At 73.1% G+C, this 26206-nt stretch carries 24 protein-coding genes; 9 read left to right on the plus strand and 15 right to left on the minus strand.

The genetic code is table 11. The features are described from left to right. Positions 1 to 21 precede the first annotated feature (21 nt). Positions 22 to 1518 (minus strand): IMP dehydrogenase, encoded by a 1497-nt coding sequence (gene guaB / locus AB0C78_RS14330; protein ID WP_360746924.1) that lies wholly within the window; start codon positions 1516 to 1518, stop codon positions 22 to 24. A 275-nt stretch (positions 1519 to 1793) separates the two neighbouring features. Here guaB and AB0C78_RS14335 point away from each other — a divergent pair, with 275 nt between their 5' ends. Then, positions 1794 to 2183: a DUF5319 domain-containing protein gene (locus AB0C78_RS14335; RefSeq protein ID WP_151545009.1), complete on the plus strand. Its 390-nt coding sequence runs from the start codon at positions 1794 to 1796 to the stop codon at positions 2181 to 2183. A 181-nt stretch (positions 2184 to 2364) separates the two neighbouring features. Here AB0C78_RS14335 and AB0C78_RS14340 read toward each other — a convergent pair whose 3' ends face one another. From AB0C78_RS14340 to groES, 4 genes are all read right to left on the minus strand, one after another. Continuing rightward, positions 2365 to 3339 carry a hypothetical protein gene (locus AB0C78_RS14340; protein ID WP_360746928.1) on the minus strand — a complete coding sequence of 325 codons (975 nt, stop codon included), beginning with the start codon at positions 3337 to 3339 and terminating at the stop codon, positions 2365 to 2367. Continuing rightward, positions 3336 to 3923, minus strand: a complete 588-nt coding sequence (locus AB0C78_RS14345; protein ID WP_151542703.1) for a sigma-70 family RNA polymerase sigma factor — start codon at positions 3921 to 3923, stop codon at positions 3336 to 3338. The genes AB0C78_RS14340 and AB0C78_RS14345 overlap by 4 nt, the downstream gene beginning before the upstream one ends. A 417-nt stretch (positions 3924 to 4340) precedes the next feature. Beyond that, positions 4341 to 5966 carry a chaperonin GroEL gene (gene groL, locus AB0C78_RS14350; RefSeq protein ID WP_151542704.1) on the minus strand — a complete coding sequence of 542 codons (1626 nt, stop codon included), beginning with the start codon at positions 5964 to 5966 and terminating at the stop codon, positions 4341 to 4343. An 87-nt stretch (positions 5967 to 6053) separates the two neighbouring features. Beyond that, positions 6054 to 6365: a co-chaperone GroES gene (groES, locus tag AB0C78_RS14355; RefSeq protein ID WP_208247813.1), complete on the minus strand. Its 312-nt coding sequence runs from the start codon at positions 6363 to 6365 to the stop codon at positions 6054 to 6056. Between the two features lie 261 nt (positions 6366 to 6626). On the opposite strand from groES, the gene AB0C78_RS14360 reads away from it, so the two are divergent. From AB0C78_RS14360 to AB0C78_RS14370, 3 genes are all read left to right on the plus strand, one after another. Next, a complete protein-coding gene (locus AB0C78_RS14360; RefSeq protein WP_360746931.1) occupies positions 6627 to 7955 on the plus strand; it encodes an SAM-dependent methyltransferase in 1329 nt (442 codons plus the stop codon). A 611-nt stretch (positions 7956 to 8566) separates the two neighbouring features. Next, positions 8567 to 10216 carry an apolipoprotein A1/A4/E domain-containing protein gene (locus AB0C78_RS14365; RefSeq protein ID WP_151542707.1) on the plus strand — a complete coding sequence of 550 codons (1650 nt, stop codon included), beginning with the start codon at positions 8567 to 8569 and terminating at the stop codon, positions 10214 to 10216. Between the two features lie 265 nt (positions 10217 to 10481). Beyond that, positions 10482 to 11435, plus strand: coding sequence for an aminoglycoside phosphotransferase family protein (locus AB0C78_RS14370; RefSeq protein WP_360746934.1), 954 nt, complete (start codon positions 10482 to 10484; stop codon positions 11433 to 11435). Positions 11436 to 11601: 166 nt separating this feature from the next. Here the strand turns inward: AB0C78_RS14370 and tsaD are convergent, their stop codons facing one another. From tsaD to AB0C78_RS14410, 8 genes are all read right to left on the minus strand, one after another. After that, positions 11602 to 12636, minus strand: coding sequence for a tRNA (adenosine(37)-N6)-threonylcarbamoyltransferase complex transferase subunit TsaD (tsaD, locus tag AB0C78_RS14375; protein WP_360746937.1), 1035 nt, complete (start codon positions 12634 to 12636; stop codon positions 11602 to 11604). After that, positions 12636 to 13127, minus strand: a complete 492-nt coding sequence (rimI, locus tag AB0C78_RS14380; protein ID WP_360747068.1) for a ribosomal protein S18-alanine N-acetyltransferase — start codon at positions 13125 to 13127, stop codon at positions 12636 to 12638. The genes tsaD and rimI overlap by 1 nt, the downstream gene beginning before the upstream one ends. A 5-nt stretch (positions 13128 to 13132) precedes the next feature. Continuing rightward, positions 13133 to 13813 (minus strand): tRNA (adenosine(37)-N6)-threonylcarbamoyltransferase complex dimerization subunit type 1 TsaB, encoded by a 681-nt coding sequence (gene tsaB, locus AB0C78_RS14385; protein WP_360746940.1) that lies wholly within the window; start codon positions 13811 to 13813, stop codon positions 13133 to 13135. 105 nt (positions 13814 to 13918) lie between these two features. Then, on the minus strand, positions 13919 to 15412 hold the full coding sequence (locus AB0C78_RS14390) for a hypothetical protein (RefSeq protein ID WP_360746943.1): 1494 nt from the start codon (positions 15410 to 15412) through the stop codon (positions 13919 to 13921). 134 nt (positions 15413 to 15546) lie between these two features. Continuing rightward, positions 15547 to 16008, minus strand: a complete 462-nt coding sequence (tsaE, locus tag AB0C78_RS14395; RefSeq protein WP_151542735.1) for a tRNA (adenosine(37)-N6)-threonylcarbamoyltransferase complex ATPase subunit type 1 TsaE — start codon at positions 16006 to 16008, stop codon at positions 15547 to 15549. A gap of 5 nt (positions 16009 to 16013) precedes the next feature. Further along, on the minus strand, positions 16014 to 17096 hold the full coding sequence (locus AB0C78_RS14400; protein WP_360746946.1) for an alpha/beta hydrolase: 1083 nt from the start codon (positions 17094 to 17096) through the stop codon (positions 16014 to 16016). 2 nt (positions 17097 to 17098) lie between these two features. Beyond that, the gene (alr, locus tag AB0C78_RS14405) at positions 17099 to 18226 is read right to left on the minus strand and encodes an alanine racemase (RefSeq protein ID WP_360746949.1); all 1128 of its coding nucleotides are present in this window, start codon (positions 18224 to 18226) and stop codon (positions 17099 to 17101) included. Positions 18227 to 18526: 300 nt separating this feature from the next. Next, on the minus strand, positions 18527 to 19999 hold the full coding sequence (locus tag AB0C78_RS14410) for an NAD(P)H-hydrate dehydratase (protein ID WP_360746952.1): 1473 nt from the start codon (positions 19997 to 19999) through the stop codon (positions 18527 to 18529). A 330-nt stretch (positions 20000 to 20329) separates the two neighbouring features. Here AB0C78_RS14410 and AB0C78_RS14415 point away from each other — a divergent pair, with 330 nt between their 5' ends. From AB0C78_RS14415 to AB0C78_RS14425, 3 genes are all read left to right on the plus strand, one after another. Then, positions 20330 to 21193 (plus strand): helix-turn-helix transcriptional regulator, encoded by an 864-nt coding sequence (locus tag AB0C78_RS14415; RefSeq protein WP_151542714.1) that lies wholly within the window; start codon positions 20330 to 20332, stop codon positions 21191 to 21193. Between the two features lie 58 nt (positions 21194 to 21251). Then, positions 21252 to 21494: a DUF397 domain-containing protein gene (locus AB0C78_RS14420; RefSeq protein WP_360746955.1), complete on the plus strand. Its 243-nt coding sequence runs from the start codon at positions 21252 to 21254 to the stop codon at positions 21492 to 21494. A 196-nt stretch (positions 21495 to 21690) separates the two neighbouring features. Further along, on the plus strand, positions 21691 to 21897 hold the full coding sequence (locus AB0C78_RS14425) for a DUF397 domain-containing protein (RefSeq protein ID WP_360746958.1): 207 nt from the start codon (positions 21691 to 21693) through the stop codon (positions 21895 to 21897). 126 nt (positions 21898 to 22023) lie between these two features. Here the strand turns inward: AB0C78_RS14425 and glmS are convergent, their stop codons facing one another. Further along, positions 22024 to 23883 (minus strand): glutamine--fructose-6-phosphate transaminase (isomerizing), encoded by a 1860-nt coding sequence (gene glmS, locus AB0C78_RS14430; RefSeq protein WP_151542717.1) that lies wholly within the window; start codon positions 23881 to 23883, stop codon positions 22024 to 22026. Between the two features lie 124 nt (positions 23884 to 24007). On the opposite strand from glmS, the gene coaA reads away from it, so the two are divergent. Further along, on the plus strand, positions 24008 to 24949 hold the full coding sequence (coaA, locus tag AB0C78_RS14435) for a type I pantothenate kinase (protein ID WP_151542718.1): 942 nt from the start codon (positions 24008 to 24010) through the stop codon (positions 24947 to 24949). On the opposite strand, the gene AB0C78_RS14440 is transcribed toward coaA, so the two are convergent. Next, positions 24935 to 25648: a DUF4328 domain-containing protein gene (locus tag AB0C78_RS14440; protein ID WP_360747072.1), complete on the minus strand. Its 714-nt coding sequence runs from the start codon at positions 25646 to 25648 to the stop codon at positions 24935 to 24937. The two genes, coaA and AB0C78_RS14440, sit on opposite strands and share 15 nt — an antisense overlap. On the opposite strand from AB0C78_RS14440, the gene AB0C78_RS14445 reads away from it, so the two are divergent. Further along, positions 25529 to 26113 carry a cadmium resistance transporter gene (locus AB0C78_RS14445; RefSeq protein WP_360746963.1) on the plus strand — a complete coding sequence of 195 codons (585 nt, stop codon included), beginning with the start codon at positions 25529 to 25531 and terminating at the stop codon, positions 26111 to 26113. The two genes, AB0C78_RS14440 and AB0C78_RS14445, sit on opposite strands and share 120 nt — an antisense overlap. Positions 26114 to 26206 lie beyond the last annotated feature (93 nt).

Below are 26206 nucleotides of genomic sequence, written 5' to 3' on the forward strand. Positions count from 1 at the left end.
GTGCGGTGGGGTGGGTGGGGGTTAGCGGCCCTGGTAGTTGGGGGCTTCTACGGTCATCTGGATGTCGTGGGGGTGGCTCTCGCGCAGGCCGGCGGGGCTGATGCGCATGAGCTGGCCGCGTTCCTGCAGCTCCGGGATGGTGCGGGTGCCCGCATACCACATCGACTGGTGCAGGCCGCCGACGAGCTGGTGCGCGACGTTGGCGAGCGGGCCGCGGTAGGGCACCTGGCCCTCGACGCCCTCGGGGATCAGCTTCTCCTCGGCGGAGACGTCGGCCTGGGCGTAGCGGTCCTTGGAGTAGGACGCGCCGCGCTCGCGGTTGCGCATCGCGCCGAGCGAGCCCATCCCGCGGTACGACTTGTACTGCTTGCCGTGCACGAAGATCAGCTCGCCGGGGGACTCCTCGACGCCGGCGAGGAGGCTGCCGAGCATCACGGTGTCGGCGCCCGCGACGAGGGCCTTGGCGATGTCGCCGGAGTACTGCAGGCCGCCGTCGCCGATCACCGGTACGCCGGCCTCCTTGGCGGCGCGGGCCGCCTCGAAGATCGCGGTGAGCTGCGGGACGCCGACGCCGGCCACGATCCGGGTGGTGCAGATCGAGCCGGGCCCGACGCCGACCTTGATCGCGTCCGCGCCCGCGTCGACCAGCAGCTTCGCGCCCGCGTACGTCGCGACGTTCCCGCCGACGACCTGGACGGACGCGTTCGACTTGATCGCGGCGATGGTGTCGGCGACGCCCTTGGAGTGGCCGTGCGCCGTGTCCACGATGATCACGTCGGTGCCGGCGTCGATGAGGGCCTGCGCCCGCTTGATCGCGTCCTCGCCGACGCCGACCGCGGCGGCGACGAGCAGGCGGCCGTCCGCGTCCTTGGTGGAGTCGGGGTACTGCTCGCTCTTGGTGAAGTCCTTGGTGGTGATCAGGCCCTTGAGCCGGCCCTCCGCGTCCACCAGCGGGAGCTTCTCCACCTTGTTGCCCGCCAGCAGCCGGAACGCCTCGTCCTTCGACACGTCCACCGGCGCGGTGACCAGCGGCATCGGGGTCATGACCTCGCGCACCGGACGGGACAGGTCGGACTCGAAGCGCATGTCGCGGTTCGTCACAATGCCGACCAGGACGCCCCGTACGTCCGTCACCGGGACGCCGGAGATCCGGTACCGGGCGCACAGCTCCTCGACGTCGGCAAGGGTCGCGTCGGGCAGGCACGTCACCGGGTTGGTGATCATTCCGGCCTCGGAGCGCTTCACCCGGTCGGCCTGGCCGGCCTGCTCCTCGATCGACATGTTGCGGTGCAGCACGCCGATGCCGCCCTGCCGCGCCATCGCGACCGCCGTGCGGGCCTCGGTCACCGTGTCCATCGCCGCCGACACCAGCGGGATCCGCAGCGAGATCTCGCGGGTCAGCCGGGTCGTGGTGTCGGCCTCCCCCGGCTGCAGGTCCGAGTAGCCCGGAAGCAGCAGCACGTCGTCGAAGGTCAGGCCCTGCGGGAGGAATTTGGCGGGCTCGGCGGCGGGGTTCATGGTTGCCTTCCGTAGTGGTGGCGGTATCCGGCCAGGTCACGGCGACCCTGTCCCCATGTTAGGCCGTCGTCCCGCGCCGGGACGGGCTGTTGCGGACACCGGGCACGTGGCCTTGATGACACCCCGTAACGCGCGCCGGACGCGCCCGCATTCCCTGCGGGGCGGGCGCTGAGGGCCTCCGCGCGGACCTCGCCACGGACACGCAGAGTGATTGTTCGCGCACAGAGGAGACCGGGGGGTGCACCTGGCAGGGCGGCGCGCAGTAGCGTAAGAGTGTGCACGACGATGCCCCGCTCGACCCGTTCGCCGGAGACCCGGAGGATCCGGCGGCGTCGCTCGGCGACCCCGGCGAGGACGCCGCGCCGCTGAGCGTCGCCGAGCGCGAGGACGTGCTGGCCGACCTCGCCGACCTCGAGGTCTTCCGGGCGCTGCTGGAACCGCTCGGGGTCCGCGGCCTCACCGTCGACTGCGCCGACTGCGGCAAGCTGCACTACATCGACTGGGAGCTGCTGCACGGCAACCTGCGGCACCTGCTCGACCAGGGCCTGCCGCGCGTGCACGAGCCCGCCCTCTCCCCCGACCCCGTCGACTACGTGAGCTGGGAGTACGCGCGCGGGTACGTCGACGGCGTGATCGACAGCGAAGAGGGCCGCGACGAGAACTGACCGCCGACCGGAGCGATCCCAGCGCGAAGCAGGGTGAAGCGGGGTGGGGCCGTTGCGGGGGCCTGCGTTAGGGACCTTGCTGAGGTTCCGTGGACCTTGCTGAGGTTCCGTGGTCGACCGCGGAAACGGCACGCGGGGCGGTGGTCGGTCGGCTGCGTCCAGACGTCCGGGGTGCGGCGGGTCAGCCCGGGTCGGGGGTCTCGTACTGGTCGAGGCGCTGCTGGGTGCGCTTGCGGATGTCGTCGATGGTGCGGCGGGTGTCGTCGTCGGGCGGGGCCGACGGGAGGCCCGGGCGGATCGCCGGGGCCGAGCGCGGCGTGTCGGGCCGGCGCGGCGCGGGCCGGTGGGGGCGGTCGGCTTCGCGGATGAGCTGCTCCAGGCGGCGCTTGATGCGGTCGTAGTCCTGGCGTCCGGGGTCCTCGGTGGCGGGGGCCTTGGCGGCGGGACGGGCCGGGACGGGCGCGGGCGCCGCCGGAGCGGCGGGCGATGTGCGCGGGCCCGCGTGGGTGCCCGCGTCGGTGTCCTTGGCGCGCGGTTCGGCGGGGCCGGACACGCCGGCGCCGGCGGGCGGGGACGCCGCGGCGCGCTCGGTGATGCCGCTGCCGGCGGCGGCGACGCCGGTGCTGGCCAGCACGGCGCCGGCGACGCCGAGCGCGACGATGGTGCGGGGGCCGCGGCGGCGCGGGCCGGGTCCGGGGGCGGACGGGGGCGTGCCGGGGCCGGGGTCGGGCGGGCCGGCGGCGTCGCGTCCGGCGTCCTGGTCGTCGACGTCGGCGATCAGCGCGCGCAGCAGCCGGACGGCGGGGTCGGCCGCGCCCTCGTCACCGTCGGCGCCGCGCGCGCACTCACCGGCACCGGCACCGGCACCAGCGGCAGAGCGGTCGGCGGCGGGGCCGGGGCGGTCGGTCGCCGAGCGGTCGGTCGCCGGACGGTCGGCGGCCATCCGGTCGGTGGCGCGGTCAGCCGCGGGGCGGGTGGTGGAGCCGGCAGCGCGCCGCGCCGCCAGCGCGTCGATGATCGCGTCGGTACGGCGCACCGCGCCGAGGTCGGCGAGCAGGGTGACCGCCGGGGCCAGCGGCCGGCTCCCCGGCTCGCGGGTCGCGCCGGAGTTCGAAGGCCCGACCGGATCCGGGGCGCCAGGGCTCCGCTCCGTCAAGCGATCGACTCCTCTCTGGCCATCGCGCGGAGCCGGGCCAGGGCCCGGTGCTGCGCGACCCGTACCGCCCCCGCGGACATGCCCAGCACATTACCGGTCTCCTCCGCCGACAGGCCCGCCACCACGCGCAGCAGCACCAGCTCGCGCTGGTGGTCGGGAAGCCGCGTGAGCAGGTCGCGGGCGCGCTGCGCCTCGATGTAGCGGACCACGGTCTCCTCGGGTCCCGGACGGTCGTCCGGGCCGTCGGGCAGGTCCTCGGTGGGCACGGCCGCGCGGACCGCGCTGCGCAGCGCGTCGGCGATCTTGTGCGACGCGATGCCGAAGACGAAGGACGCGAAGGGGCGTCCCATGTCGCGGTAGCGGGGCAGCGCCGACAGCACCGCGATGCAGACCTCCTGGGCCACGTCGTCGGCGATGTGGTACTGCCCGGAGACCCGGCCGAGACGGGCGCGGCAGTAGCGCACGATCATCGGGCGGACCTCGCCGATGAGCACCTCGATCGCGCCCGGGTCGCCCTGGACGGCGAGGTTGGCGAGTTCCCGGAGGTCGCCGTCGCCCTCGTTCGCCGCGCGGAGCACGCGCATGCGGCGGCCGGTGTCGTGGCGCGGCGGAGGGGCCGGTCCCCCCGAGGGTTCGACAGCGCGCGCGGTCATGGTCCCGGCGTAGCTTCCCTCGGTCACGTCAAGCATGATGCCCAGCACCGCCGGGCGTGTCGCCACTGTCGTCGGCAACGGAATGGTCACAGTGCGAGGACGACCCCGGAAATACCACGCATTGCTGTCATCTGAGTGCCCAGAGTGCCGGTCCGGTCCTCCCGGAGCCGCGGAATCGGCGGAACGGCGAACCCCCAGAGCGGCGGGACGGCGAAACAGCGAAGACCCCCGCCCGGTGTCGGGCGGGGGGCTCGGTGGTCTCCACGGCGGAGGCCCCCGCCCGGTGAGGGGCGGGGGCCTCGGTGATCTCCGCGGCGGGCGAGCCGCTCGCCCGCCGAGACCGGATGATCAGTGGCCGTGACCGTGGCCGTGCCCGTGGCCGCCGGCCGCCGGCTCCTCCTCCTCGGGCTTGTCCACGACGAGCGCCTCGGTGGTGAGCAGCATGCCCGCGATCGACGCGGCGTTGGTGACGGCGGAACGGGTCACCTTGACCGGGTCGATGACGCCCTGGGCGATCAGGTCGCCGTACTCGCCGGTGGCGGCGTTGTAGCCGTGCCCGGCCTGCAGGTCCTGGACCTTGGAGACGACGACGTAGCCCTCCTGGCCGGCGTTCTCGGAGATCCAGCGCAGCGGCTCGACCAGCGCGCGGCGCACCGCGTCCGCGCCGGTGGCCTCGTCGCCGGACAGGCCGAGGGTGTCGAAGCCCTCCTTGGCCACGTGCACCAGCGCGCTGCCGCCGCCGGACACGATGCCCTCCTCGATCGCCGCGCGGGTCGCCGAGATGGCGTCCTCCAGGCGGTGCTTCTTCTCCTTCAGCTCCACCTCGGTGGCGGCGCCGACGCGCAGCACGCAGACCCCGCCGGCCAGCTTGGCCAGGCGCTCCTGCAGCTTCTCGCGGTCCCAGTCGGAGTCGGAGTTCTCGATCTCGACCTTGATCTGGTTGACCCGCGCGGTGATCTCGTCCGCGGAGCCCTCACCGTCGACGATGGTGGTGGCGTCCTTGGTGACGGTGATGCGGCGGGCGCGGCCGAGGTCCTCCAGCCCGATCGAGTCGAGCTTGAGGCCGATGGCCTCGCTGACGACCTGGCCGCCGGTGAGGGTGGCCATGTCGCCCAGCATCGCCTTGCGGCGGTCGCCGAAGCCCGGCGCCTTGACGGCGACGGAGGTGAAGGTGCCGCGGATCTTGTTGGCGACGAGCAGCGCGAGGGCCTCGCCCTCGACGTCCTCGGCGACGACCAGCAGCGGCTTCTTGGTCTGGGCGACCTTCTCCGCCAGCGGCAGGAACTCCTGCACGTTGGAGATCTTGCCGTCCACGATGAGCACGTAGGCGTCCTCGAGGACGGCCTCCATGCGCTCGGGGTCGGTGACCATGTGCGGCGACAGGTAGCCCTTGTCGAACTGGAGGCCCTCGGTGAACTCCAGCTCGAGGCCCATGGTGTGGGCCTCCTCGACGGTGATGACGCCGTCCTTGCCGACCTTGTCGAACGCCTCGGCGATCAGCTCGCCGATCTGCGCGTCCTGGGCGGAGATGGTGGCGACGTGCGCGATCTCGCCCTTCTCGTCGACCTCGCGGGCCGACTTCAGGAGCTGGTCGGACACGTACTGGGCGGCCGCGTCGATGCCGCGCTTGAGGCCGAGCGGCGAGGCGCCGGCGGCCACGTTGCGGATGCCCTCGCGGACCAGGGCCTGGGCGAGGACGGTCGCCGTGGTGGTGCCGTCGCCCGCGATGTCGTTGGTCTTGGTCGCCACTTCCTTGGCGAGCTGGGCCCCGAGGTTCTCGTAGGGGTCCTCCAGCTCCACCTCGCGGGCGATGGTGACGCCGTCGTTGGTGATGGTCGGCGCGCCGAACTTCTTGTCGATGACGACGTTGCGGCCGCGCGGGCCGATCGTCACCTTGACGGCGTCCGCGAGAGCGTTGACGCCGCGCTCAAGAGCCCGGCGAGCGTCCTCCTCGAACTCCAGGATCTTCGCCATGGGGTTATCTCCTATGTCACGCGATCCGCCCCGGCCGCCCCGCCGGTGGGCGGCGCGGGCCGGGGCGGGCGCATCACGTCTCGGTGATTACTTCTCGATGACCGCGAGCACGTCGCGGGCCGAGAGGACGAGGTAGTCCTCGCCGTTGTACTTGACCTCGGTGCCGCCGTACTTGCTGTAGAGCACGACCTCGCCGACCTTGACGTCGACGGGGACGCGGTCGCCCTTGTCGTCGACGCGGCCCGGGCCGACGGCCAGGACGGTGCCCTCCTGCGGCTTCTCCTTGGCGGTGTCCGGGATCACCAGGCCGGAGGCGGTGGTGGTCTCGGCCTCAAGCGGCTGGACGACGATGCGGTCCTCGAGCGGCTTGAGAACAACCTTGGTGGCGGTCGTCACGATCTGACCTCCCCTTCGATTGGTCCTCGGCGGCCATGGCCGGCCGCCGGCACATGTGACAGAGAGGCGACCCTGGACCGGCCTGTCGTCGCGGGTGCCAGACCGACCTTGTCGCTGTGTTGGCACTCTCGCGGGGAGAGTGCCAGTCAGTGAGACTATGCCGTGCCCGTTGGCCCGTCAACACGGACACGGAGGCACGGCCCGCGCCGTTCCCGCCCGTTCACCCGCGGATCACCGGCGCGCCGCGGTCGGTACGGTCCAGGCATGGACATCGCGTCGTTCCGGGAGCTGCTCACCCCCGCCGGCCAGGCACTTCTCGCGGAGGCGGGCGAAGCGGACATCTCGGAGGCCGGGTTGCTGGGGACGGCGTCGCGGTTGCGCGAGCGGTACGGGGCGGACCTGGTGGCGGCGGCACTGACGCAAGTGCGGTTGCGGCGGCGCGGCGAGACGAAATTCGGTTCCGACGCGAGCCGCATGTACTTCACCCAGGCGGGCTTGGAGCAGTCGACGCGTGCGAGCGTGGCGGCGCATCGCGCGCGACGCTTCGCCTCCGGGCTTTCCGCGGGCGCGCGTGTACTGGAACTGGGGTGCGGCATCGGTGCCGACCTTATGGCGCGTTCACGGATGGGTCTGACGGGCGACGGCGTCGAACGCGATCCGCTGACGGCCGAGGTGGCGAAAGCCAATGTGACCGCGTTCGGGTTGGACGACCTCGCGCGCGTGCGCGTAGGCGACGCCCTGGAGGAGGACCCGGACGGATACGCCGCCGTGTTCGCCGACCCCGGACGCCGGACGGCACGGGGCCGCGTCTTCGACCCGCGCTCCTACGAGCCGCCGCTCGACGCCGTCCTCGCACTCGCCGGACGGGCACCGGCCGCGTGCGTGAAGGTCGCGCCCGGCATCCCGCACGAGGCCGTGCCGGAAGGCGCGGAGGCGGAGTGGGTGTCGGTCGCCGGCGACGTGAAGGAGGCCGCGCTGTGGCTCGGCGATCTCGCCGGTGACGTCGGACGCCGCGCCACCCTCCTGCCGCCCGGCGGCGCGTCCGGCGGCCCCGGCGGCGCGTCCGGCGAACCGGGTGGCGGGCACGGGCACGGCGGGGAGGCGGTCACGTTGGTGCCCGGCGGGCTGGGCGACCCGGACGTCCGCCCCTGGGGCCGCTACCTCTACGAACCGGACGGGGCGGTGATCCGAGCGCATCTCGTCGCGGAGGTCGCGGACCTGGTCGGCGGCGGGCTCGCGGACCCGCACATCGCCTACGTCACGTCCGACGAGCTGCGCCCGACGCCGTTCGCGTCCGCCTACGAGATCGACGGGGTGCTGCCGTTCTCGGTGAAGCGGCTCAAGGCCGAGCTGCGGCGCCTCGGGACCGGCGTGTTGACGATCAAGAAGCGGGGGTCGGCGGTCGACGTGGACCGGCTCCGCCGCGACCTCGGCTTCGGCGGGCGGCGGGCCGGGTTCGGCGCCGCCGAGACCACGGTGGTGGTGACGCGGGTCGGCCGGGACCCGGTCGCGCTGCTCGCCCGCCCCGTCCCGCGCCCCGAGCGGCGGGGCGAGGCGGACGCCGACCCGCCCACGGCGGGCCGCGCCCGTTAAACGGTCCAAAGATCTTCCGCGCGGCGCCGCAACGCCAAGGACGTCCGCGCGACGCACCATGGCCGTGCAAATCATTCGCGCTTTCCGGCATTGCGTTCACCAGGGATTCCGGGCGCCCGGCAAGGCGGGCGCGGCGGCCGGTGAATCGGCGCGGCGAGATCAACGGGCGGCGAAACACCAAGGCAGGTTCAGCGATCGGGTTCCGGCCTCCCACGAATGCCGGTCCGGAATGGCGGCGGGCCGGGCGGGGGCGCGGCCGACGGAGCCGCCGGCCGCCTGGGCGCCGCGCCGGAGGGCCGGCTCGGGAACTGCCGATGTTGGACGAGATGTACGGACAGAGTCCCCGCCGCGGGGGCTCCGGCGGCGTCCGGGCGCCGGCCCGGCGGCGGAACCGACCGCCACAATCGCCCCAGATCCCTCGAATCACGGAAATCACCTTATGGACGGTGATCATCGTCAATTCGAACCATCGGGATAACAGGCGCATTCCGCAGAACCCGCGACGTTCCCTGCTACCCGTTATAGCGGCGCTTCACACGCACTACAGTGGCGACTTCACGATTCATTGCCGTGCGCCATTTCGACGCGTCCGGCACACGAAGGAGCATCGGGTGGAAACGAATCACAACTTCCTGCAGACGGGGGGTCAACCGGTCTCGGATCGGATGCGGGAGTTGCTCGCCCGTGCGGCGCAGGACCACGTCTATGAACAGCGCTCACAGGGTCAGGTCCTGGACGAGATCCGCCAGCGGCTGGAGGGTATGGAGTGGCTGCTCCGCGAGGTCCGCGAGCGCGAGCTCAGCGGGCTGACCGGGCAGCTCGACAGCGTGCGGGGCCAGGTCGACGAGCTGGTCGGCAAGCCCCCCGAATGGGCCGAGGGGCTGGCCGAGCACATCGACGGCCTCGGCGAGCGGGTCAAGCCGGTCGCCGAGCTGCCCGCGCTGTGGGCCGACGTCGGCGTCGTCGCCGAGAACGTCGACGAGGGCCTGACCCGCATCCAGGCCGTCCTCGACTCCGCGCAGCACATCACCGACGCCACCCAGCAGGCGTCGCAGCGCATGGAGGAGATGACCAAGCGGCTGGACAAGCTCCAGGGCAGCATGGAGGCCGCGTCCGTCCGCTTCAACCGGCTGGACAAGTCGCTGGCCGAGCTCGGGCACCGGTCCGAGCGGCTGGAGCACTCGATCAACGGCGTCACAGCGCGGGTCGACCAGGCGCTCGGCGAGATGGCCGAGCGGATGGAGCAGGGGCTTGAGGCGGTCAACGGCCGGGTCGAGGGCGTCGGCGGCCGCCTCGACGGGCTGGACGGCCGGCTGGACGGGGTCGACGGGCGCCTCGAGGGCCTGTCGGGCAAGCTGGAGGGCCTGGACGGCCGCTTCGAGAGCATCGAGGGCCGCATCGACGGCGTGGGCGAGCGGATCGGCCGGCTCCCGGCCACGCTGGAGATCGCCGAGATGCACCGGGTGCTGGGCGAGCTGGCGCGGCGGCCGCCGGTGGACCACAGCGACCGGTTCGACGCGCTGGAGAAGCACCTGGCCGACGCGGTCGACCCGCTGATCGAGGAGCTGCGCGCCCGGCCGGACCGCGACGAGGTCAAGGCCACGATGTCGCAGATCGCCGAGACGGCCTACAGCGACGTCGCCAGGCGCATGGACGAGTTCTCCCGCCGGTTCGAGGACGTGCACGAGGACGTCAGCAAGCGGATCGAGGGCATCCACGAGGAGGTCGCCAAGCGCGTCGACGTGGCGCTGGAGGAGTTCACCGCGCAGATCGACCTCGTGTCCCGCCGGGTGGAGTCGGTGCACACCGACGTCACCAAGCAGGTCGAGTCCGTGCACAGCGAGGTGGCGCGGCAGGTCAGCGGGGTGCACGACGACTTCGGCAAGCGGATCGGGGACATCCACGAGGACGTCAGCCGGCAGGTCGGCGCCATCCACGAGGGCGTCGCCAAGCAGGTCGCCGGGATGCAGGAGGACGTGGCGCGGCAGGTCGGCGGTGCGCAGGAGGAGTTCGGGCGCCGGGTGGACGGGGTGCAGGACGAGGTGACGCGCCGGGCGGAGGCGGTGCAGGCCGAGTTCGCCAAGCGGTTCTCCCGCGTGGAGGACGAGGTCGGCCGGAAGGTCGACGGCGTCCACGACGATGTGTCCAAGCAGGTCAACGCGGTGCACGAGGACGTGCTGAAGCGGCTGTCCACGCTGGAGGAGACGATGCTCGCGCTGGCGGAGGCGCTGCTGCGCCCGCGCCGGGACGGCAAGGACTAGCGGCGGGGCGCGGGCTCCGGGGAAGCGGGGCGGGTGGGGTCGCGGCGCGGCCCCACCCTGCGCCCGTGCGACCTCCGCCCCCTCCCCTGCCGCCCCTGCCGCCGCTCGGCACCGCACGCTCCGGATACCCAACTGGATCCATTGAGTTTGTCCCGGTAACCGGCGCGATGACCGGAGAGCCTCCGCCAAGACCCCGCGATGACGTGCATTTTGTTACGTTCCGTCTTCGCAAAATCACTCCCAATACCCTTCGGAATCCGTTTTCATGGATCTCGTGACTCGCACACCGGCTCCCTGCCTGCCGACCGGCGCCCCACCCGGCCACGCCACCCTGCGCTGGGTCGAGGGCTGCCTCGGCACGGGCGCCGAGGTGCGGATGGTGCGGCCGCTGCCCGGCGGCACCGCGCACGCCAACCACGCGCTCGTCGTCGAGACGCCGTCCGGCAGCGCGCACCGGCTCGTGCTGCGCCGCTGGACCGGCCGCGACAGCGGCCTCGACGCGGGCCCCGGCCGCCGCTCCTACGGCGACACCGAGTTCTCCCCCGAACGCGAGATCGCCGCGCTCGCGCTGCTCGCCGGCTGCGAGATCCCGACCCCCGAGCTCGTCGCCGCCGACCCGTCCGGCGCGCACTGCGACGTCCCCGCGCTGCTGATCACCCGGCTGGTCGGGCACCCGCCCCGCCCGTCCCCCGACGACCTGCCCGAGTACCTCATCCAGCTGGCCGCCGCCCTGCTGCCGGTGCACGCGCTGAACGGCGCGTCCACGATGCCGCCGTACGTCCCCTACAACCGGCTCGACCAGCGGCTCCCGCCCAAGTACGCGCTCCGCCCGCAGCTGTGGGAACGCGCCTTCGAGGTCGCCGCCGGGCCCGCCCCCGAGGCGCCCGCCCGCTTCGTCCACCGCGACTACCACCCCGACAACACGCTGTGGTCCTACGGCAAGCTGACCGGCGTCGTCGACTGGTCGGACGCGTCGTCCGGGCCCGTCGCCGTCGACGTCGCCCGGATGCGCCGCGGCCTCGCGCTCCGCTACGGCGTGCCCGTCGCCGACCGCTTCCTCGCCGCGTTCGACCAGGTCTCCGGCGGCCACGAGCACCACCCGTACTGGGACGTCCGCTGCCTGCTCGACCTGCTCCCCGAGGACGACGGCCGCATCGTCGACGAGGCCAAGGTCCCCCTCTTCGAGGACTACCTCGAAGCTCTCCTCAGCCGCTGCTGACCGGCCCCGCCCGCGGCGTTGCGATCGCGAGCGAAGCCGAGTTCGAGCCTGCGAGAACTCGATCGCGCAGCGAGCCCTCCAGGGCGGGTCGGAGCGATGCAGCGATCGCCGCAGTGCCCGTTGAAGGAAGGCGCCCCAGCGCCTGACGCCGAGGGCGCTGCAATGACTACAGCGTGATCGACTCGATGGGGAGGCTGGAGTCGGCGGGGAGGTCCAGGTCGGACGGGTCGAGGCCGGCGGCGACGAGTTCGGAGCCGAGCGCGGCGACCATCGCGCCGTTGTCGGTGCACAGCTTCGGGCGCGGCACGCGCAGCCGGACGCCCGCGGCCTCGCAGCGCTCGGCGGCCAGGGCCCGCAGCCGGGAGTTCGCCGCGACGCCGCCGCCGATCAGCAGGTCGTGCACGCCGTTGTCCTTGCAGACCTTGAGGGCCTTCTGGGTGAGGACGTCCACCACGGCCTCCTGGAAGGACGCGGCGACGTCGGCGACCGGCACGGCCTCGCCCGCGCGCTCCTTCGCCTCCACCCAGCGGGCCACGGCCGTCTTCAGGCCGGAGAACGAGAAGTCGTAGGTGCCGTCGTTGTACTTGCCGCGCGGGAACGCGATCGCGGCGGGGTCGCCCTCGCGGGCCATCCGGTCGATCACCGGGCCGCCGGGGAAGCCGAGGCCGAGGACCCGCGCGACCTTGTCGAACGCCTCGCCCGCCGCGTCGTCGACGGTGCTGCCGAGCGAGCGGACGTCGCCCGCCACGTCCGGGACCAGCAGCAGCGAGGAGTGCCCGCCGGACACCAGCATCGCGACACACGGCTTCGGCAGCGGCCCGTGCTCCAGCTGGTCGACGCAGACGTGCGCGGCGAGGTGGTTGACGCCGTACAGCGGCTTGCCGAGCGACAGCGCGTACGCCTTGGCGGCGGCGACGCCGACCATCAGCGCGCCGGGCAGGCCGGGGCCGGCGGTGACGGCGAACGCGTCGATGTCGGTGAACGCCACGCCCGCCTCGTCCAGCGCCCGCTCGACGGTCGGGCCCATCGCCTCCAGGTGCGCGCGGGACGCGACCTCGGGCACCACGCCGCCGAACCGGGCGTGCTGCTCGACGCTGGAGGCGATCGCGTCGGCGAGCAGCGTGTGCCCGCGGACGACGCCGACGCCCGTCTCGTCGCACGAGGTCTCGATGCCGAGGACGAGCGGCTCTTCGCGGATCATCAGTTCCCCCTGGTGAAGCCCACCGGGCGGCGCTCCAGGCGGCGGCACATCACGACCGCGTCCACGTCGGCGGGCTGGTAGTAGCGCTTGCGGACGCCGACCTCGAAGAACCCGAACCGCTCGTAGAGCCGGCGCGCGGCCGGGTTGTCGGCGCGGACCTCCAGGAACACCGCCTCGGCGTTGCGCCGGGACGCCTCGTCGATCAGCTCGGTGAGCAGCGCCGCGCCGATCCCGGCGCCGCGGCGGTCGGCGCGGACACCGATCGTCTGCACGTCGGCCTGACCGCCCGCGGCGGCGAGGCCCGCGTAGCCGACGATGTCGCCGCCGGGCTCCTCGGCGACGACGTAGTGGCGGGTGCCGGGCTGCCCGGCGAGCTCGTCGGCGAGCATCTGCGGGCTCCACGCGTCGTCGGGGAACAGCGTCTGCTCCAGCAGGTGGACGTCCGCGAGGTCCTCCGGGGTCATCCCGCGGAGCACGACGCCGGTCGCCATGCCGGTCACCGGGGCGTCACCTTCTTGCGCGGGCCGGGCTCCTGGGCGTCGGGCCTGCGCAGGTAGAGCGGTTCGGGCGGGAGCAGGTCGGGGCCCTTCTCGCCGGCGAGGCGCGCGACGGCGAGCTCGGCGACGGCGGACGCGGTGGGCAGCAGCGGCTCGTGCCCGGATTCCCCGAGCACCTCCGGGTACAGGGCGGCGCCCTCGCCGATGACGGGGAGGCCGTCCGGCGCACCGTCGAGGACGTCGGCCGCGGGGCCGACGGCGGGCTCGGTGACGCGCGCGCGAGACGAGGCGTACCGCGCCCAGTACACCTCCTTGCGGCGGGCGTCCGTGGCGACGGCGAACGGCTCGTCGCGTCCGGAGGCCCAGGCGATGGCGTCGAGGGTGCAGACGCCGTGCACCGGGACGCCCAGGGACGCGCCCATGGCGCGGGCCGTGACCAGCCCGACCCGCAGGCCCGTGTACGGGCCGGGGCCGACGCCGACGGCGATCGCGCTGAGGGTGTCGGGGGCCGCGCCGGCCTCCGCCAGCACCGCCTTGATGGAGGGGGTGAGCAGCTCGGTGTGCCGGCGCCGGTCGACGGCCTCGGCGTGGCCGCGGCGCCGCGCGCCCTCGCCGGGGATCCACTCATGAAGCGCCACCGTGATCGCGGCGGTCGCGGTGTCGAAAGCCAAGACCAGCACGGGTTGTAAGCCTAGTCCAGACTCCGCCCTGCACGGTGCCTCATCTGGGATGGGGCCACCTCGGGGCAAGGGCGGCCGGGCGGGGGCGGGGCGCGGCCCGGGCGGTCAGGCCTTGTCGAGCGCCTGCAGGACGGTCTTGGCCGCCTCGGTCGCGCCGTCGCCGGCGTCCTTGGACGACAGCGGGTCGCCGCCGTCGGAACCCGAGTAGTGGATCGTGACCAGGACGTTCGCGAGCCGCACGTTGGTGATCGCCTCGCCGGAGCCCTGCCCCTTGTCGACGCTGTAGACCAGGTAGCCCTCGTCGCCGACGCCCTGGAGGGCGCTCTTCTCGGTCAGCTCCTGGCCGGCGAGCAGCGACTTGCCGGACTCGTCGGCGCTGCGCTCGGAGGCGATGGTGCTCTGCGCGACGGCGGTCGGGGTCTGCGAGGCGGTCCCGGCGATCGCGCGCAGCTCGACGGTGAGCTGGCGCTTGTTGTCGCCCGCGTAGGCGCCCCAGACGCAGCCGTTCTGCTGCTCGTTGTTCTGGTAGTTGTCGGCCGGGTTCTGCTCGGCGCCGGGGGCGAGCCGGTTGATCAGGTCGCCGCCGACGACGGAGCAGGAGTCGGGCACCTCGGTGCGCTCGCCGCTGGCGGTCGGGGAGCTGTCGGCGGCGCCGCTGCCGACGGCCTGGCCGGTCCCGTGCTCGGATCCGCCGCCGACGCCGTGCAGGATGACGAACACGGCGAGGGCGCAGGCCGCCACGGCGCCGCCCGCGGCCAGGAAGATCGCGCCGCGCCGTCCGCCGCGGCGTTCGCGGGCGACCCGGTGGCTGCCGCTGCCGGCCCGGTAACCGCCGCTGCCCGTCCGGTGGCCGCCGCTGCCGGACGGGTATCCCCCGCTGCCGGACGCGTAGCCGCCACTGCCGGACGCGTAGCCGCCACTGCCCGAGCGCTGACCCGCGCTCTCCGAGCGGTGGTCGCCGCTGCCGAACCGGTAGTCGCCGCTGTCGGACTCGTACCGGTCCCGCCGGGAGTAGCCGCCGCTGTCGGCCGGGTAGTTGCCGCTGCCGGTCCCGGTCTCGTAGCTGCCGCCCGTCCGGTAGTCGCCGATCGGGTAGCTCCCGCTCTCGGACGGATAGCCGCCGGAGGGGGCGCTGCCGGAAGGGGCGCCGCCGGAGGGGTAGCGGCCACTTTCGGACGGGTACGCACCGCCCGCGGTCGAGTACCGTCCGCTTTCGGACGGCGAACCGCCGCCCTGCGCCGGGTAGCCGCCGGTCGAGTAGCGGCCGCTCTCGCCGGACCGGCCGCCGTCTTGCACGGGGTAACCGCCGGTGGAGTAACCGCCGGTCGGGTAGCCGCCGGTGGAGTACTGGCCGGTGGAGTACTGGCCGGTCGGGTAGCCGCCCGTGGAGTAGCCGCCGGACGCCTGTCCTCCGCCTTCGGACGAGGGTACGCCGCCGGAGCCGGGCGCGGTCGGGTAGCCGCCGGTGCCGCTCTCACGGCCTCCGGCGCTCGCCTGGTGGCCGCCCGTGCCCGAGGCACGGCGGCCGTCCTGTCCCGGGTACGGCCCGTACTCGCCGTCCCCCGTGCGGTTCTCGCCGCTGCGATGGCTGCCACTCACCGGATCCCACTCCTGCTGTGAGGAAATCTCTGATATGTCGCGAAGGTGAGGTTCGTTCCGGCAAAGAGTACGACATCTCACAGCAAAGTGGTCCGGAGGCACTTACGAAATTCGGAGAAGATCTCCGATCCTTCTCAGTCCAGGTCGGCGGGCAGGTCGCGCCAGCGATCACCCACGCCTTCGATCCTTACTTCGCGCGTCTCGCCCGGCCCGTCCCCGCGCGAAATGATCACTTCCAGCCGGTCGTCGGCGAGGCCCTCCGCGAGCCCTTCTCCCCATTCCACGATCGTCACCGATTCCGCCACCGAGGCGTCGAGATCGAGATCGTCCAACTCGGCGAAACCGCCCAGCCGGTAGGCGTCCACGTGCACCAGCGGCGGCCCGCCCGCCAGCGACGGATGCACCCGCGCGATCACGAACGTCGGCGAGGTGATCGGGCCGCGGACCTTCAGGCCCTCCCCGATCCCCTGCGTCAGCGTCGTCTTGCCCGCGCCGAGCCGACCCGTCATCACCAGCAGGTCCCCGGCCCGCAGCAGCCCGGCCAGCCGGACCCCCAGCTCGCGCATGTCCCGGTCGGTCGGGACGGTCACCGTCATGGCGTTCACGCCGTGCGCTCCTCCTCGTCCTTCTCGCAGCCGGGACGGACGCGCTCGACCAGCCGGCGCAGCCCGCCGGTGACCACGCCCGGGTACTCCAGCGGCAGCACGTGCCCGGCCTCCTCCACCTCTACCAGCTCGGCGTCCGGCAGCGCCGCCGCGATGCGGCGGCCGTGCTCCGGCGGGGTCAGCCGGTCCCGGCCGCCCACCAGCACCAGCGCCGGCACCCGGCCCAGCGTCTCCAGCGCGTCCAGCTTGTCGTGCACCATCAGCGCCGGATAGAACTCCGCGATCACGTCGATCGGGGTCGCCCTGATCATCTGCTCCAGGAAGTCCACCACCGTCGGGCTGACGTGCTTGTCGGCGAACGCCATCCGCCGCGTCACGACGAACGCCAGGTCGGCGCCCAGCCCGCGGGCCCGGTCCACCAGGTCGGCGCGCCGCCCGAGGCCCCGCAGCGTCCGCGGCGCCAGCGGCCGGACGGCCTTCGCCAGCAGCAGCGGCAGCCCCAGCGTCATCTCCGCCAGATCGCCGCACGAGGTGTTCACCAGCGCGACGCCGGCGACCCGCGGCCCGAACAGCTCCGGGTGCGCGTCCGCCAGCGCCATGATCGACATGCCGCCCATCGAGTGCCCGACGAGCACCACCGGCCCCCGCGGGGCCGTCGCCTCCAGCACCGCGTACAGGTCCTCGCCGGTCTGCTCGATCGTCGCGCTCGCCGGGTCGCTGCGCCCCGACCGGCCGTGGCTGCGCTGGTCCCAGAACACCGTCCGCAGCCGTCCCCGCAGGTCACGGCGCTGGTAGTGCCACGAGTCGCGGTTCAGGCAGTAGCCGTGGCAGAACACGACCGTGAGGTCGGCGTCGTCCGGGCCGTCCACCTCGGCGTGCAGCTCCAGGCCGTCGGACGCGCGGACGGTCAGCTCCCGTCCGCGCAGCTCGCCGAACGGCTCGTCCGCGTCCGGGTCCGGACGCAGCCGCACCCGGCCCACCGCCAGGTGCCGCAGGCCCACCGCCGCGCCGACCCCGGCCGCGCCGACGCCCGCGACGACCCCGGCGACGCCGATCCGCCGCCTGTTCCTAGCGTCCATGCTCACGCCCCCTGCCGCCCCCGGTACGTCCTCGGCACCCGGGCCCCGATGCGGGTGACGATCTCATACGAGATCGTGCCGAGCGCGTCCGCCCACTCCTGCGCGGTCGGCTCGCCCCGGTCACCCGGCCCGAACAGCACGATCTCCTCCCCCGCCGCCAGCTCGTCGTCGCCGAGGTCGATCACGAACTGGTCCATGCAGACCCGCCCGGCGATCGTCCGGCGGCGCCCGGCCGCGAGGACCTCCAGCACGTTCGACCCGTGCCGCGGGATGCCGTCCCCGTACCCGGCGGGCACCACCGCGAGGTTCGTCTCCCGCGCCGTGAAGTACGTGTGCCCGTAGGACACGCCGCTGCCCGCCGGGACCCGCTTGACCAGCGCCGCGTCCGCGACCAGCGTCATCGCGGGCCGCAGTCCGAAGGTACCGAGCGACGGCACCGGCGTGAGCCCGTACGTCGCGATCCCCGGCCGGACGACGTCGAAGCGCGCCTCCGGCAGCGTCAGCGCGGCCGCCGAGTTCGCCAGATGCCGGACCTCCAGCCGCGCGCCCGCCTTCTCCGCGTGCTCCACCATCTCGGTGAACGCCCCGATCTGGGTGCCGATCGACGGATGGCCCGGCTCGTCCGCGCAGGCGAAGTGCGACATCGCCCCCACCACCCGCAGATGCCCGGCCGCCTCCGCCTTCAGCGCCGCGTCCACCAGGTCGTGCCAGTCCTGCCCGCGCGCGCCGCCCCGCGTCATGCCCGTGTCGGCCTTCAGGTGCACCCGCGCCGGGCGGCCCGCCTTCTCCGCCGCGTGGACCAGCTCGTCCACCAGCCACAGCGCGCCCACGGTGACGTCGACGTCGCGCGCCACGGCCTGCTCGTACGGCTCGCCGGGCACGCCCAGGCACACCAGCGTCCGGGCGTCCACGCCCGCGTCCCGCAGCGCCAGCGCCTCCGCCAGCTTCGCCACGCCGAGCCACGTCGCGCCGCCGGCCAGCGCCGCGCGCCCCGCCTCCACCAGGCCGTGCCCGTACGCCTCGGCCTTCACCATGGCCATCACCTCGGCGCCGCCCGCCTTCTCGCGCAGCAGCCCGACGTTCCCGGCAATGGCGTCCAGATCGACGCGCGCCTCCGCAGGAACCCTCATGGTTACCCAGTGTGCCGTTCCCCAGGCCGTGCCCGAAGCATCGCGGACAGGCCCCGTCCCCCGCAGGGCCCACCCCCGTGCGCCCTTTGCCTGATATGACGCACCTTCCCCGCACCCGGTTCAGCCCCGCCCGACCCCGCCCTTGATCAAAACCCTCACCCCGCACGCGAGCGCGTTATCTGACCGATGGGGGCGACGCCGAAGGCGAGCCCCCATCGGGAAGCTCGCGAAGCGAGGTCGCGCTCGCCCAAGACCGGTCAGCGGGCGAGCCGCTAGGCGAGCCCGCTGGGCCGGGGTTGCCTAAACACTGCGGAAGGCTTCGGGGAGGGCGGTGATGACGTCGTAGGCGCTGATGGGGGCGTCGGCGGCGGACGGGTGCGGGGCGGAGGCGAGACGGGCGGCGAGGCCGTGCAGGTAGGCGCCGGAGGCGGCCGCGTCCAGGGCCGACATCCCGCCGGCGAGCAGGGCGCCGATCAGGCCGGACAGCACGTCGCCGGTGCCGGCGGTGGCGAGCCGCGGGGTGCCGGTCGGGTTCACCCGCACGGGGCGGTCCTGCTCGGCGATCAGCGTCGTCGAGCCCTTGAGCAGGACGGTCGCGGACAGTTCGGCGGCGGCGCGGCGGGCGTGCTCAAGCCGGCGGGCCTCGATGTCCTCGCGGGGGACGCCGAGGAGCCGGGACAGCTCGCCCGCGTGCGGGGTGAGGACGGTCGGCGCGGGGCGCAGCAGCAGGTCGCGGCGGCGGGCGAGGACGGTGAGGCCGTCGGCGTCGACGAGGACGGGCAGGTCGGTGGCCAGGACGGCCGCCAGCAGCGACTCGGCGGCGTCGCCGGTGCCGAGGCCGGGCCCGGCGACCCACGCCTGGACGCGGCCGACGCGTTCGAGGACCTTCGGGTCGTGCGGGCCGGGCTCGATCACGGTGGTGACGACCTCGGGCCAGCGCTGCCGGACGAGCTCGACGGGGTGCGCGACGGAGGCGAAGCGGACCATCCCGGCGCCGCCGTGCACGGCGCCGCCGGTGCTGAGCACGGCCGCGCCGGTGAACTCGTCGCCGCCGGCGAGGATGCCGACGACGCCGCGCCGGTACTTGTCGGACTCGGGGCCGGGCTCGGGCGGGCGGACGTCGGCGGGCCGGGCTGCGACGACGTCGGGGTCCGGGAGGTCGTCGCCGAGGCCGATGTCGACGAGTTCGACGACGCCGCAGCGGGCGGCGCCGGGGTCGATGAGCAGGCCGGGCTTGTGGGTGCCGAAGGTGACGGTGATGTCGGCGTGGACGGCCTCGCCCTCGACGCGTCCGGTGCCGGCGTCGACGCCGCTCGGGACGTCGCAGGCGACGACGATCCCGGTCGCTTCGGAGGCGAGGGCGGCGAGGCGCGCGTGCGGGTCGCGGAGCGCGCCGGTGCCGCCGATGCCGGTGAGGCCGTCCACGATGAGGTCGGCGCCCGCGATCGCCTCGGCGGGGTCGCCGTCGAGGAGCCGGCCGCCGGCGTCGCGCAGCGCGGCGAGCCCGCCTTCATGGATCTTGGAGCCGGCCTGGACGGCGCGCACCCGCGCGCCGCGCCGCGCGAGCCGGGCGCCCGCGTACAGGGCGTCGCCGCCGTTGTCGCCGCCGCCGACCAGCAGGACGACGCGGGCCCCGTAGACGGCGGGCAGGACGCGGGCGCAGACGGACGCGAGCCCGGCGGCGGCGCGCTGCATCAGCGCGCCGTCGGGCAGCCGCGCCATGAGCGCCCGCTCCGCCGCCCGGACCTTGCCGACCTCGTGCGCGTACCTCATCCGCTGCTCCCCTTGCGCGCCGTCCCGACGATCACAAGCCTTACCCTGCCACGCCCCGCCCTCCCGTAACCGGCCGGAGCCGTTGTGCAATCGGCGCCGCAATGGCGCGGCGGCCCGCTCGGGGCCCGGTTCATGGTGCGCTGTACGAAAGGTGGGTTAGCGTGTGATTTCACGGAAGTTGCAGTGCGGCGCGAGCGCGGAAAAACCCGTAAAATGATCAGCCAACGTGCAGCGCCGGACGGTCCCGATGCGGCACACTGCGACGGGGCCGCTCCCCGGACGAGAAGGGGGTCGGAAACGGTGGTCGCGTCTCGCGGTGCGTCCGGGGACATGAGCCCGTTCCGAGGCCCGACCGTCCGGCAGCGCCGGCTCGCCGCCGAACTCCGGCGGCTCAGGGAACAGAAGGGACTCACCGGAGACGATGTCGCCGAGCGGCTGGCCTGGTCGACCGCCAAGGTGAGCCGGCTGGAGAACGCGCGTACCGGCGCGAAGATCGACGACATCCACGCGCTCATCGACCTCTACGATATCGCCGAATCCCACCGATCCGAGCTGATCGCCCTTGCACACGATGCCGCGGAGAAGGGCTGGTGGGAGGGTTACCGGGAGCTTCCCGGCGGCTACTCCGCACTGATCGCACTGGAAGACGAAGCGAACAAGATCACGCAATGGGAGACCTACATCGTTCCGGGTCTCCTGCAAACCGAGGCGTACGCGCGCGCGACGATCTCCGGGCTGCATCTTTTCGACACCGTCCCGCCGCGGGAGATCGACCGCAGGGTCGAGGTGCGGATGCGTCGCCAGGGAATCCTGCACAGAGCAGAACCTGTCGAATACACCGTCCTGCTGGACGAGTCCGTGCTGCAGCGCCTCGTCGGCGACCACGCGGTGATGCGAGCGCAGCTCGACCATCTCCGCTCGGTCGCGGAACTGCCGAACGTGACTCTGCGCGTCCTGCGGCTGGGGGTCGCCCATCCTCTGATGGAGGCGTCGTTCCAGTTGCTGGAGTTCGACCCGGTGCACGACGTCGTCTTTCCGGACATCGTTCACACGGAAAGTCTCACCGTCAGCCAGTTCATCGACGAGAAGATCACGCACATGTATCGGCTCGCCTTCGAGGGAATGGCCCGGGTCGCTCTCGACAGCGCCGAGTCCATCGAATTCATTGCGCGAGCACGGGCCGTCTGGCGATAGCACCGCCCACCGCGGCGGTGCATATACCAGGAAAGGCCAACACGTGTCCTCGTTCGAAATGTCGCCTGACATCATCGCGCCCGCCTACGGCGCGCCCGGAAAAGGCGTGACCGGCTGGCGGAAGAGCGCGCGCTGCGCGGGCAACGGCGCCTGCGTCGAAATCGGGAGCCTGCGCGGCGGCGCGGTCGCCGCACGGGACGCCTTCGATGGCGGCACCGGGCCCGTGCTGACGTTCTCGGCCGCCGAGTGGCGGGCGTTCGCGTCCGCCGCCAAGGCCGGCCGGTTCGATCTGGACCGCTGACCCGGGATCTGCGGGTGAAGCGGTGACCGAGGGCCCGCGCCGGCGTCCGCCGGGGCGGGCCGCTCTTGCGCCCCACGGGCCGCAGCGGTACCGGCACCCCCATTGATCATCGGCATTTCCGGCAACTCTTGTTACCTTGTTCCTGGCATCGGCAGCGCCGCCGTGAGCAGAATGCGTCTCCGATTCGGGAGCCAGGATGAGTTTCCATGCCACACCACCCCAGCGCTGGAGGAAGAGCACCCGCTGCGGGGCGAGCACAACCTGTGTCGAGGTGGCCGGGCACGACGACGGAATCGTCTCCGTACGCGACGGAGCGGCCGACGATACGTGCTTGGAGTTCGCTCCGGGGGAATGGCGGCGGTTCGTCGTCGCCGCCCGGCGAGGGGCCTTCGACTTGCACTGAAACTTGCATTTACTGAGATTCTCAGAAACGGCTGAGAATAGCGCGCTCGTCCCGCCCCCCGCCGGCGAGCGCGCACACAAAAGGGCGGAGGAGGCGATCGGCTCCTCCGCCCTGGGGTGTGTGGGGTTACTCGACCGTGACGGACTTCGCCAGGTTGCGGGGCTGGTCGACGTCGTGGCCCTTCGCGGTGGCCAGCTCGCAGGCGAACACCTGCAGCGGGACGGTCGTCACCAGCGGCTGCAGCAGCGTCGGGACGGCCGGGACGCTGATCAGCGTGTCCGCGTACGGCTCCACCGACGCGTCGCCCTCCTCGGCGATCACGATGGTGCGGGCGCCGCGGGCGCGGATCTCCTGGATGTTCGAGACGATCTTGTCGTGCAGGACGTCCCGCGCGCGCGGCGGCACCACCACCACGACCGGGAGGCCCTGCTCGATCAGCGCGATCGGGCCGTGCTTCAGCTCGCCCGCCGCGAACCCCTCGGCGTGCATGTACGCCAGCTCCTTGAGCTTCAGCGCGCCCTCCAGCGCCACCGGGAAGCCCACGTGCCGGCCGAGGAACAGCACGCACCGCTCGTCCGCCAGGGACCGGGCCAGCTCGCGGACCGGCTCCATCGTCTCCAGGACCTTGTCGACCTTCTCCGGCATCCGCTCCAGCAGCTGCACCATCGCGAACACCTCGTCGCCCCACTTGGTGCCGCGCACCTGCGCGATGTAGAGGGCGATCAGGTACACCGCGACGAGCTGGGTCAGGAACGCCTTGGTCGAGGCGACCGCGATCTCCGGGCCGGCGTGCGTGTAGAGGACGCCGTCGCACTCGCGCGGCAGCGTCGAGCCGTTGACGTTGCAGATGCCGAGCAGCTTGGCCCGCTGCTCGCGGGCGTGCCGGACGGCCATCAGCGCGTCCATCGTCTCCCCGGACTGGGAGATCGCGATGACCAGCGTCGTCGGCGACAGGATCGAGTCCCGGTAGCGGAACTCGCTGGCCAGCTCCACCTCGCAGGGCAGCCCCGCCCAGTGCTCGATCGCGTACTTGGCGATCAGCCCGGCGTGGTACGAGGTGCCGCACGCCACGATGATGATCTTGTCGACCTCGCGGAGCTCCCGGTCCGAGATGCGCATCTCGTCCAGGTGCAGCCGGCCGTCGGCGCCGATCCGGCCGAGCAGCGTGTCGGCGACCGCGCGCGGCTGCTCGGCGATCTCCTTGAGCATGAAGTAGTCGTAGCCGCCCTTCTCCGCGGCCGACACGTCCCAGTCGACGTGGTACTCCTTCACCTCGGCGGGACGGCCCTCGAAGTCGGTGACCGTCACCCCGCCCGACCGCAGCTCCACGACCTGGTCCTGGCCGAGCTCGATCGCGTCCCGGGTGTGCTCGATGAACGCCGCGACGTCGCTGGCGAGGAAGTTCTCGCCCTGCCCGACCCCGACCACCAGCGGCGAGTTCCGGCGCGCCCCGACCACCAGGTCGTCGTCGCCGCCGTGCACCGCGACCAGCGTGAACGCGCCCTCCAGCCGGCGGCATACCCGGCGCATCGCCTCGGCGAGGCCGTCCCGGGCGTTGCCGTCCACCGCCGCGAGCTCGTCCTCCAGCAGGTGCGCGACGGCCTCGGTGTCGGTGTCGGACTTCAGCTTGTGGCCGCCGTCCTCCAGCTCCGCGCGCAGCTCGGCGAAGTTCTCGATGATCCCGTTGTGGATCACCGCGACGGAGCCGGTGCAGTCGGTGTGCGGGTGCGCGTTCCGGTCGTTCGGCGCGCCGTGCGTCGCCCACCGCGTGTGCCCCATGCCGAGCGTCCCGGCGGGCGGCGGCTCCTCCGCGAGCGCCTCCCGCAGGTTCACCAGCTTGCCCGCCCGCTTCGCCGTCGCCAGCCGCCCGTCGGCCAGCACGGCCACCCCGGCCGAGTCGTAGCCGCGGTACTCCAGCCTCGCCAGCCCGTCGACCACGACGTCGAGCGCGGGCCGGCCGCCTACGTACCCCACGATTCCGCACATGGCGGCCACTCTATTCGGTGCGCCCCACCGGACCTACCTGCAAGGGGCGTAGACGGGTGGCGCTAGGTTGGACGCCCGGTGAAAACCCGGAGACCGGCCTGAACGAACGATTACCGTTCAGCCCATGACGAGCGGATGGGACAGCGTGCCGACCCCTTACGTGGAACTCTCCCGCGAGGCCTGGCGGGCCCTGCGCGAGAACACCCCGCTGCCCCTCACCCCCGGTGAGCTGGACGCCCTGCGCGGCCTGCGGGACCCGATCGACATCACCGAGGTCGAGGAGGTCTACCTGCCGCTGTCGCGGCTGCTGAACCTGTTCTTCCAGTCCGACGGGCGGCTGCGCGACACCGTCAGCGGCTTCCTCGGCGGCGAGGTCGCCCCCACCCCGTTCATCATCGGCGTCGCCGGCAGCGTCGCGGTCGGCAAGTCCACCACGTCGCGGCTGCTGCGCACCCTGCTGGCCCGCTGGCCGGAGCATCCGAGCGTGGAGCTCGTCACGACCGACAGTTTCCTGTATCCGAACGCGATCCTTACCGAGCGCGGGATCATGGAAAGGAAGGGTTTCCCCGAGTCCTACGACCGCCGCGCGCTGGTCCGGTTCGTCTCGTCGATCAAGGCGGGGGCGGCGTCGGCGGACATCCCGGTCTACTCGCATCTGGAGTACGACATCGTCCCGGACGCGACGCAGACCGTCCGGCGGCCCGACATTCTGATCGTCGAGGGGCTGAACGTGCTGCAGGCCCCGCCGCCCGGCACCCTCGGCGTGTCCGACTTCTTCGACTTCTCCATCTATGTGGACGCCCGGGTCGAGGACATCATGCAGTGGTACGTCGAGCGGCTGTTCGCGCTGCGCCGCACCGCGTTCACCGACCCGCGCTCCTACTTCCACAAGTACGCCCACGAGCTGGACGAGGACGAGACCGCCGCGTTCGCCAAGCGGGTCTGGCGGGACGTCAACGAGATCAACCTCGTGTCCAACATCCTGCCGACGCGCGCCCGCGCCACCCTCGTCCTGCACAAGGACCGCGACCACGCCGTCCAGCGCGTCCGGCTACGCCGGATCTGACACCGCGGGCCCCGGCGCCACCGGCGGCCGGCGAGCGGCCTCGGCCAGGCGGACGGCCTGGGCCTCCTGGGCGCGGGTGAGGCGCCGCACGACGAGCGCGCCGAGGACGGCGGCCGCGGCCCCGTCCGCCGCGACGGGCAGGTAGAGCGTGAGCTGGTTCGCGATGTGCGCGCTCGTGCCGGTGAGGTCGAGCCGCGCGAGCCGCGTACCGACCAGGTAGACGACCCATGTGGCCCACCATGCGTTGACCAGCCGGAGCGACGCGTCCGGAGCGCTGGTGCGCCACACGGACCCGACGATCGCGCGCGGCACCCGGAAGTTCATGATCGGAACGAGCCAGCCGAAGATCACCCATGGCCGGCCCCAGCCGCCGGGCAGGTCGATGACGTCGGCGTTCGCGCGCGCCTGCCAGAGCCAGACGATCACGGCGACGGCGGTCAGCAGGGTCAGCCCGAACTCGGCGGTGGATCCGAAAATCGAAACTTGATCTTTTCGGATGGCGCCGCTGCGCGGAAGCGCCCGGTGATCACAACACGGTGACGACCTCCGCCGAGCGGCGGGGCGGTAGGTTCGTCCGCTATGGGAGCGACCATCGGGGCGGCGATCGGGATGTTCGCCGGGACGAACGTCGACGACATCATCGTCCTGACCGTCCTCTTCCTGACCGCGCGGACCGGCGGGGCGCCCCGGACCCGGCAGATCTGGGCCGGGCAGTACGCGGGCGTCGGCGTCCTCGTCCTGGTCTCGGTGGTCGCGGCGCTGGGCCTGACCGTCGTGCCGGACGCGTGGATCGGGCTCCTCGGCCTCGTCCCGTTCGCGCTCGGCGTCCGCGGCCTGGTCGGGGCGCTGCGGTCCGGCGACGACGACCCGCCGCCCGTGGCGTCCGGCACCGCGGCGGTGGCCGCCGTCACGATCGCCAACGGCGCCGACAACATCGCGGTCTACACGCCCGTGTTCCGCACCATCGGCCCCGGCGCGACGGCCGTGACGGTCGCGGTGTTCGCCGCCGGGGTGGCGCTGTGGTGCCTCGCCGGGTCGTGGCTCGGCTCCCACAAGAAGGTCATCGAGATCGTCGAGCGCTACGGACGCTGGCTCGTCCCGTGCGTCTTCATGGCGATCGGCGCGGTGATCGTCGTCGGCTCCGGCGTCCTGTCCCGGCTCTGATCGGGGCCGTGACGTGCGGGTAATCCGCCGAGAGGCGGCGAGCGTCCCCTGTTGGGCGAGCCTCCCCGCGCCGGCCGGCGCGGCGGGCCGCGG

The organism is Actinomadura sp. NPDC048394 (assembly GCF_040651755.1).
GTDB classification, from domain to species: domain Bacteria; phylum Actinomycetota; class Actinomycetes; order Streptosporangiales; family Streptosporangiaceae; genus Spirillospora; species Spirillospora montaniterrae.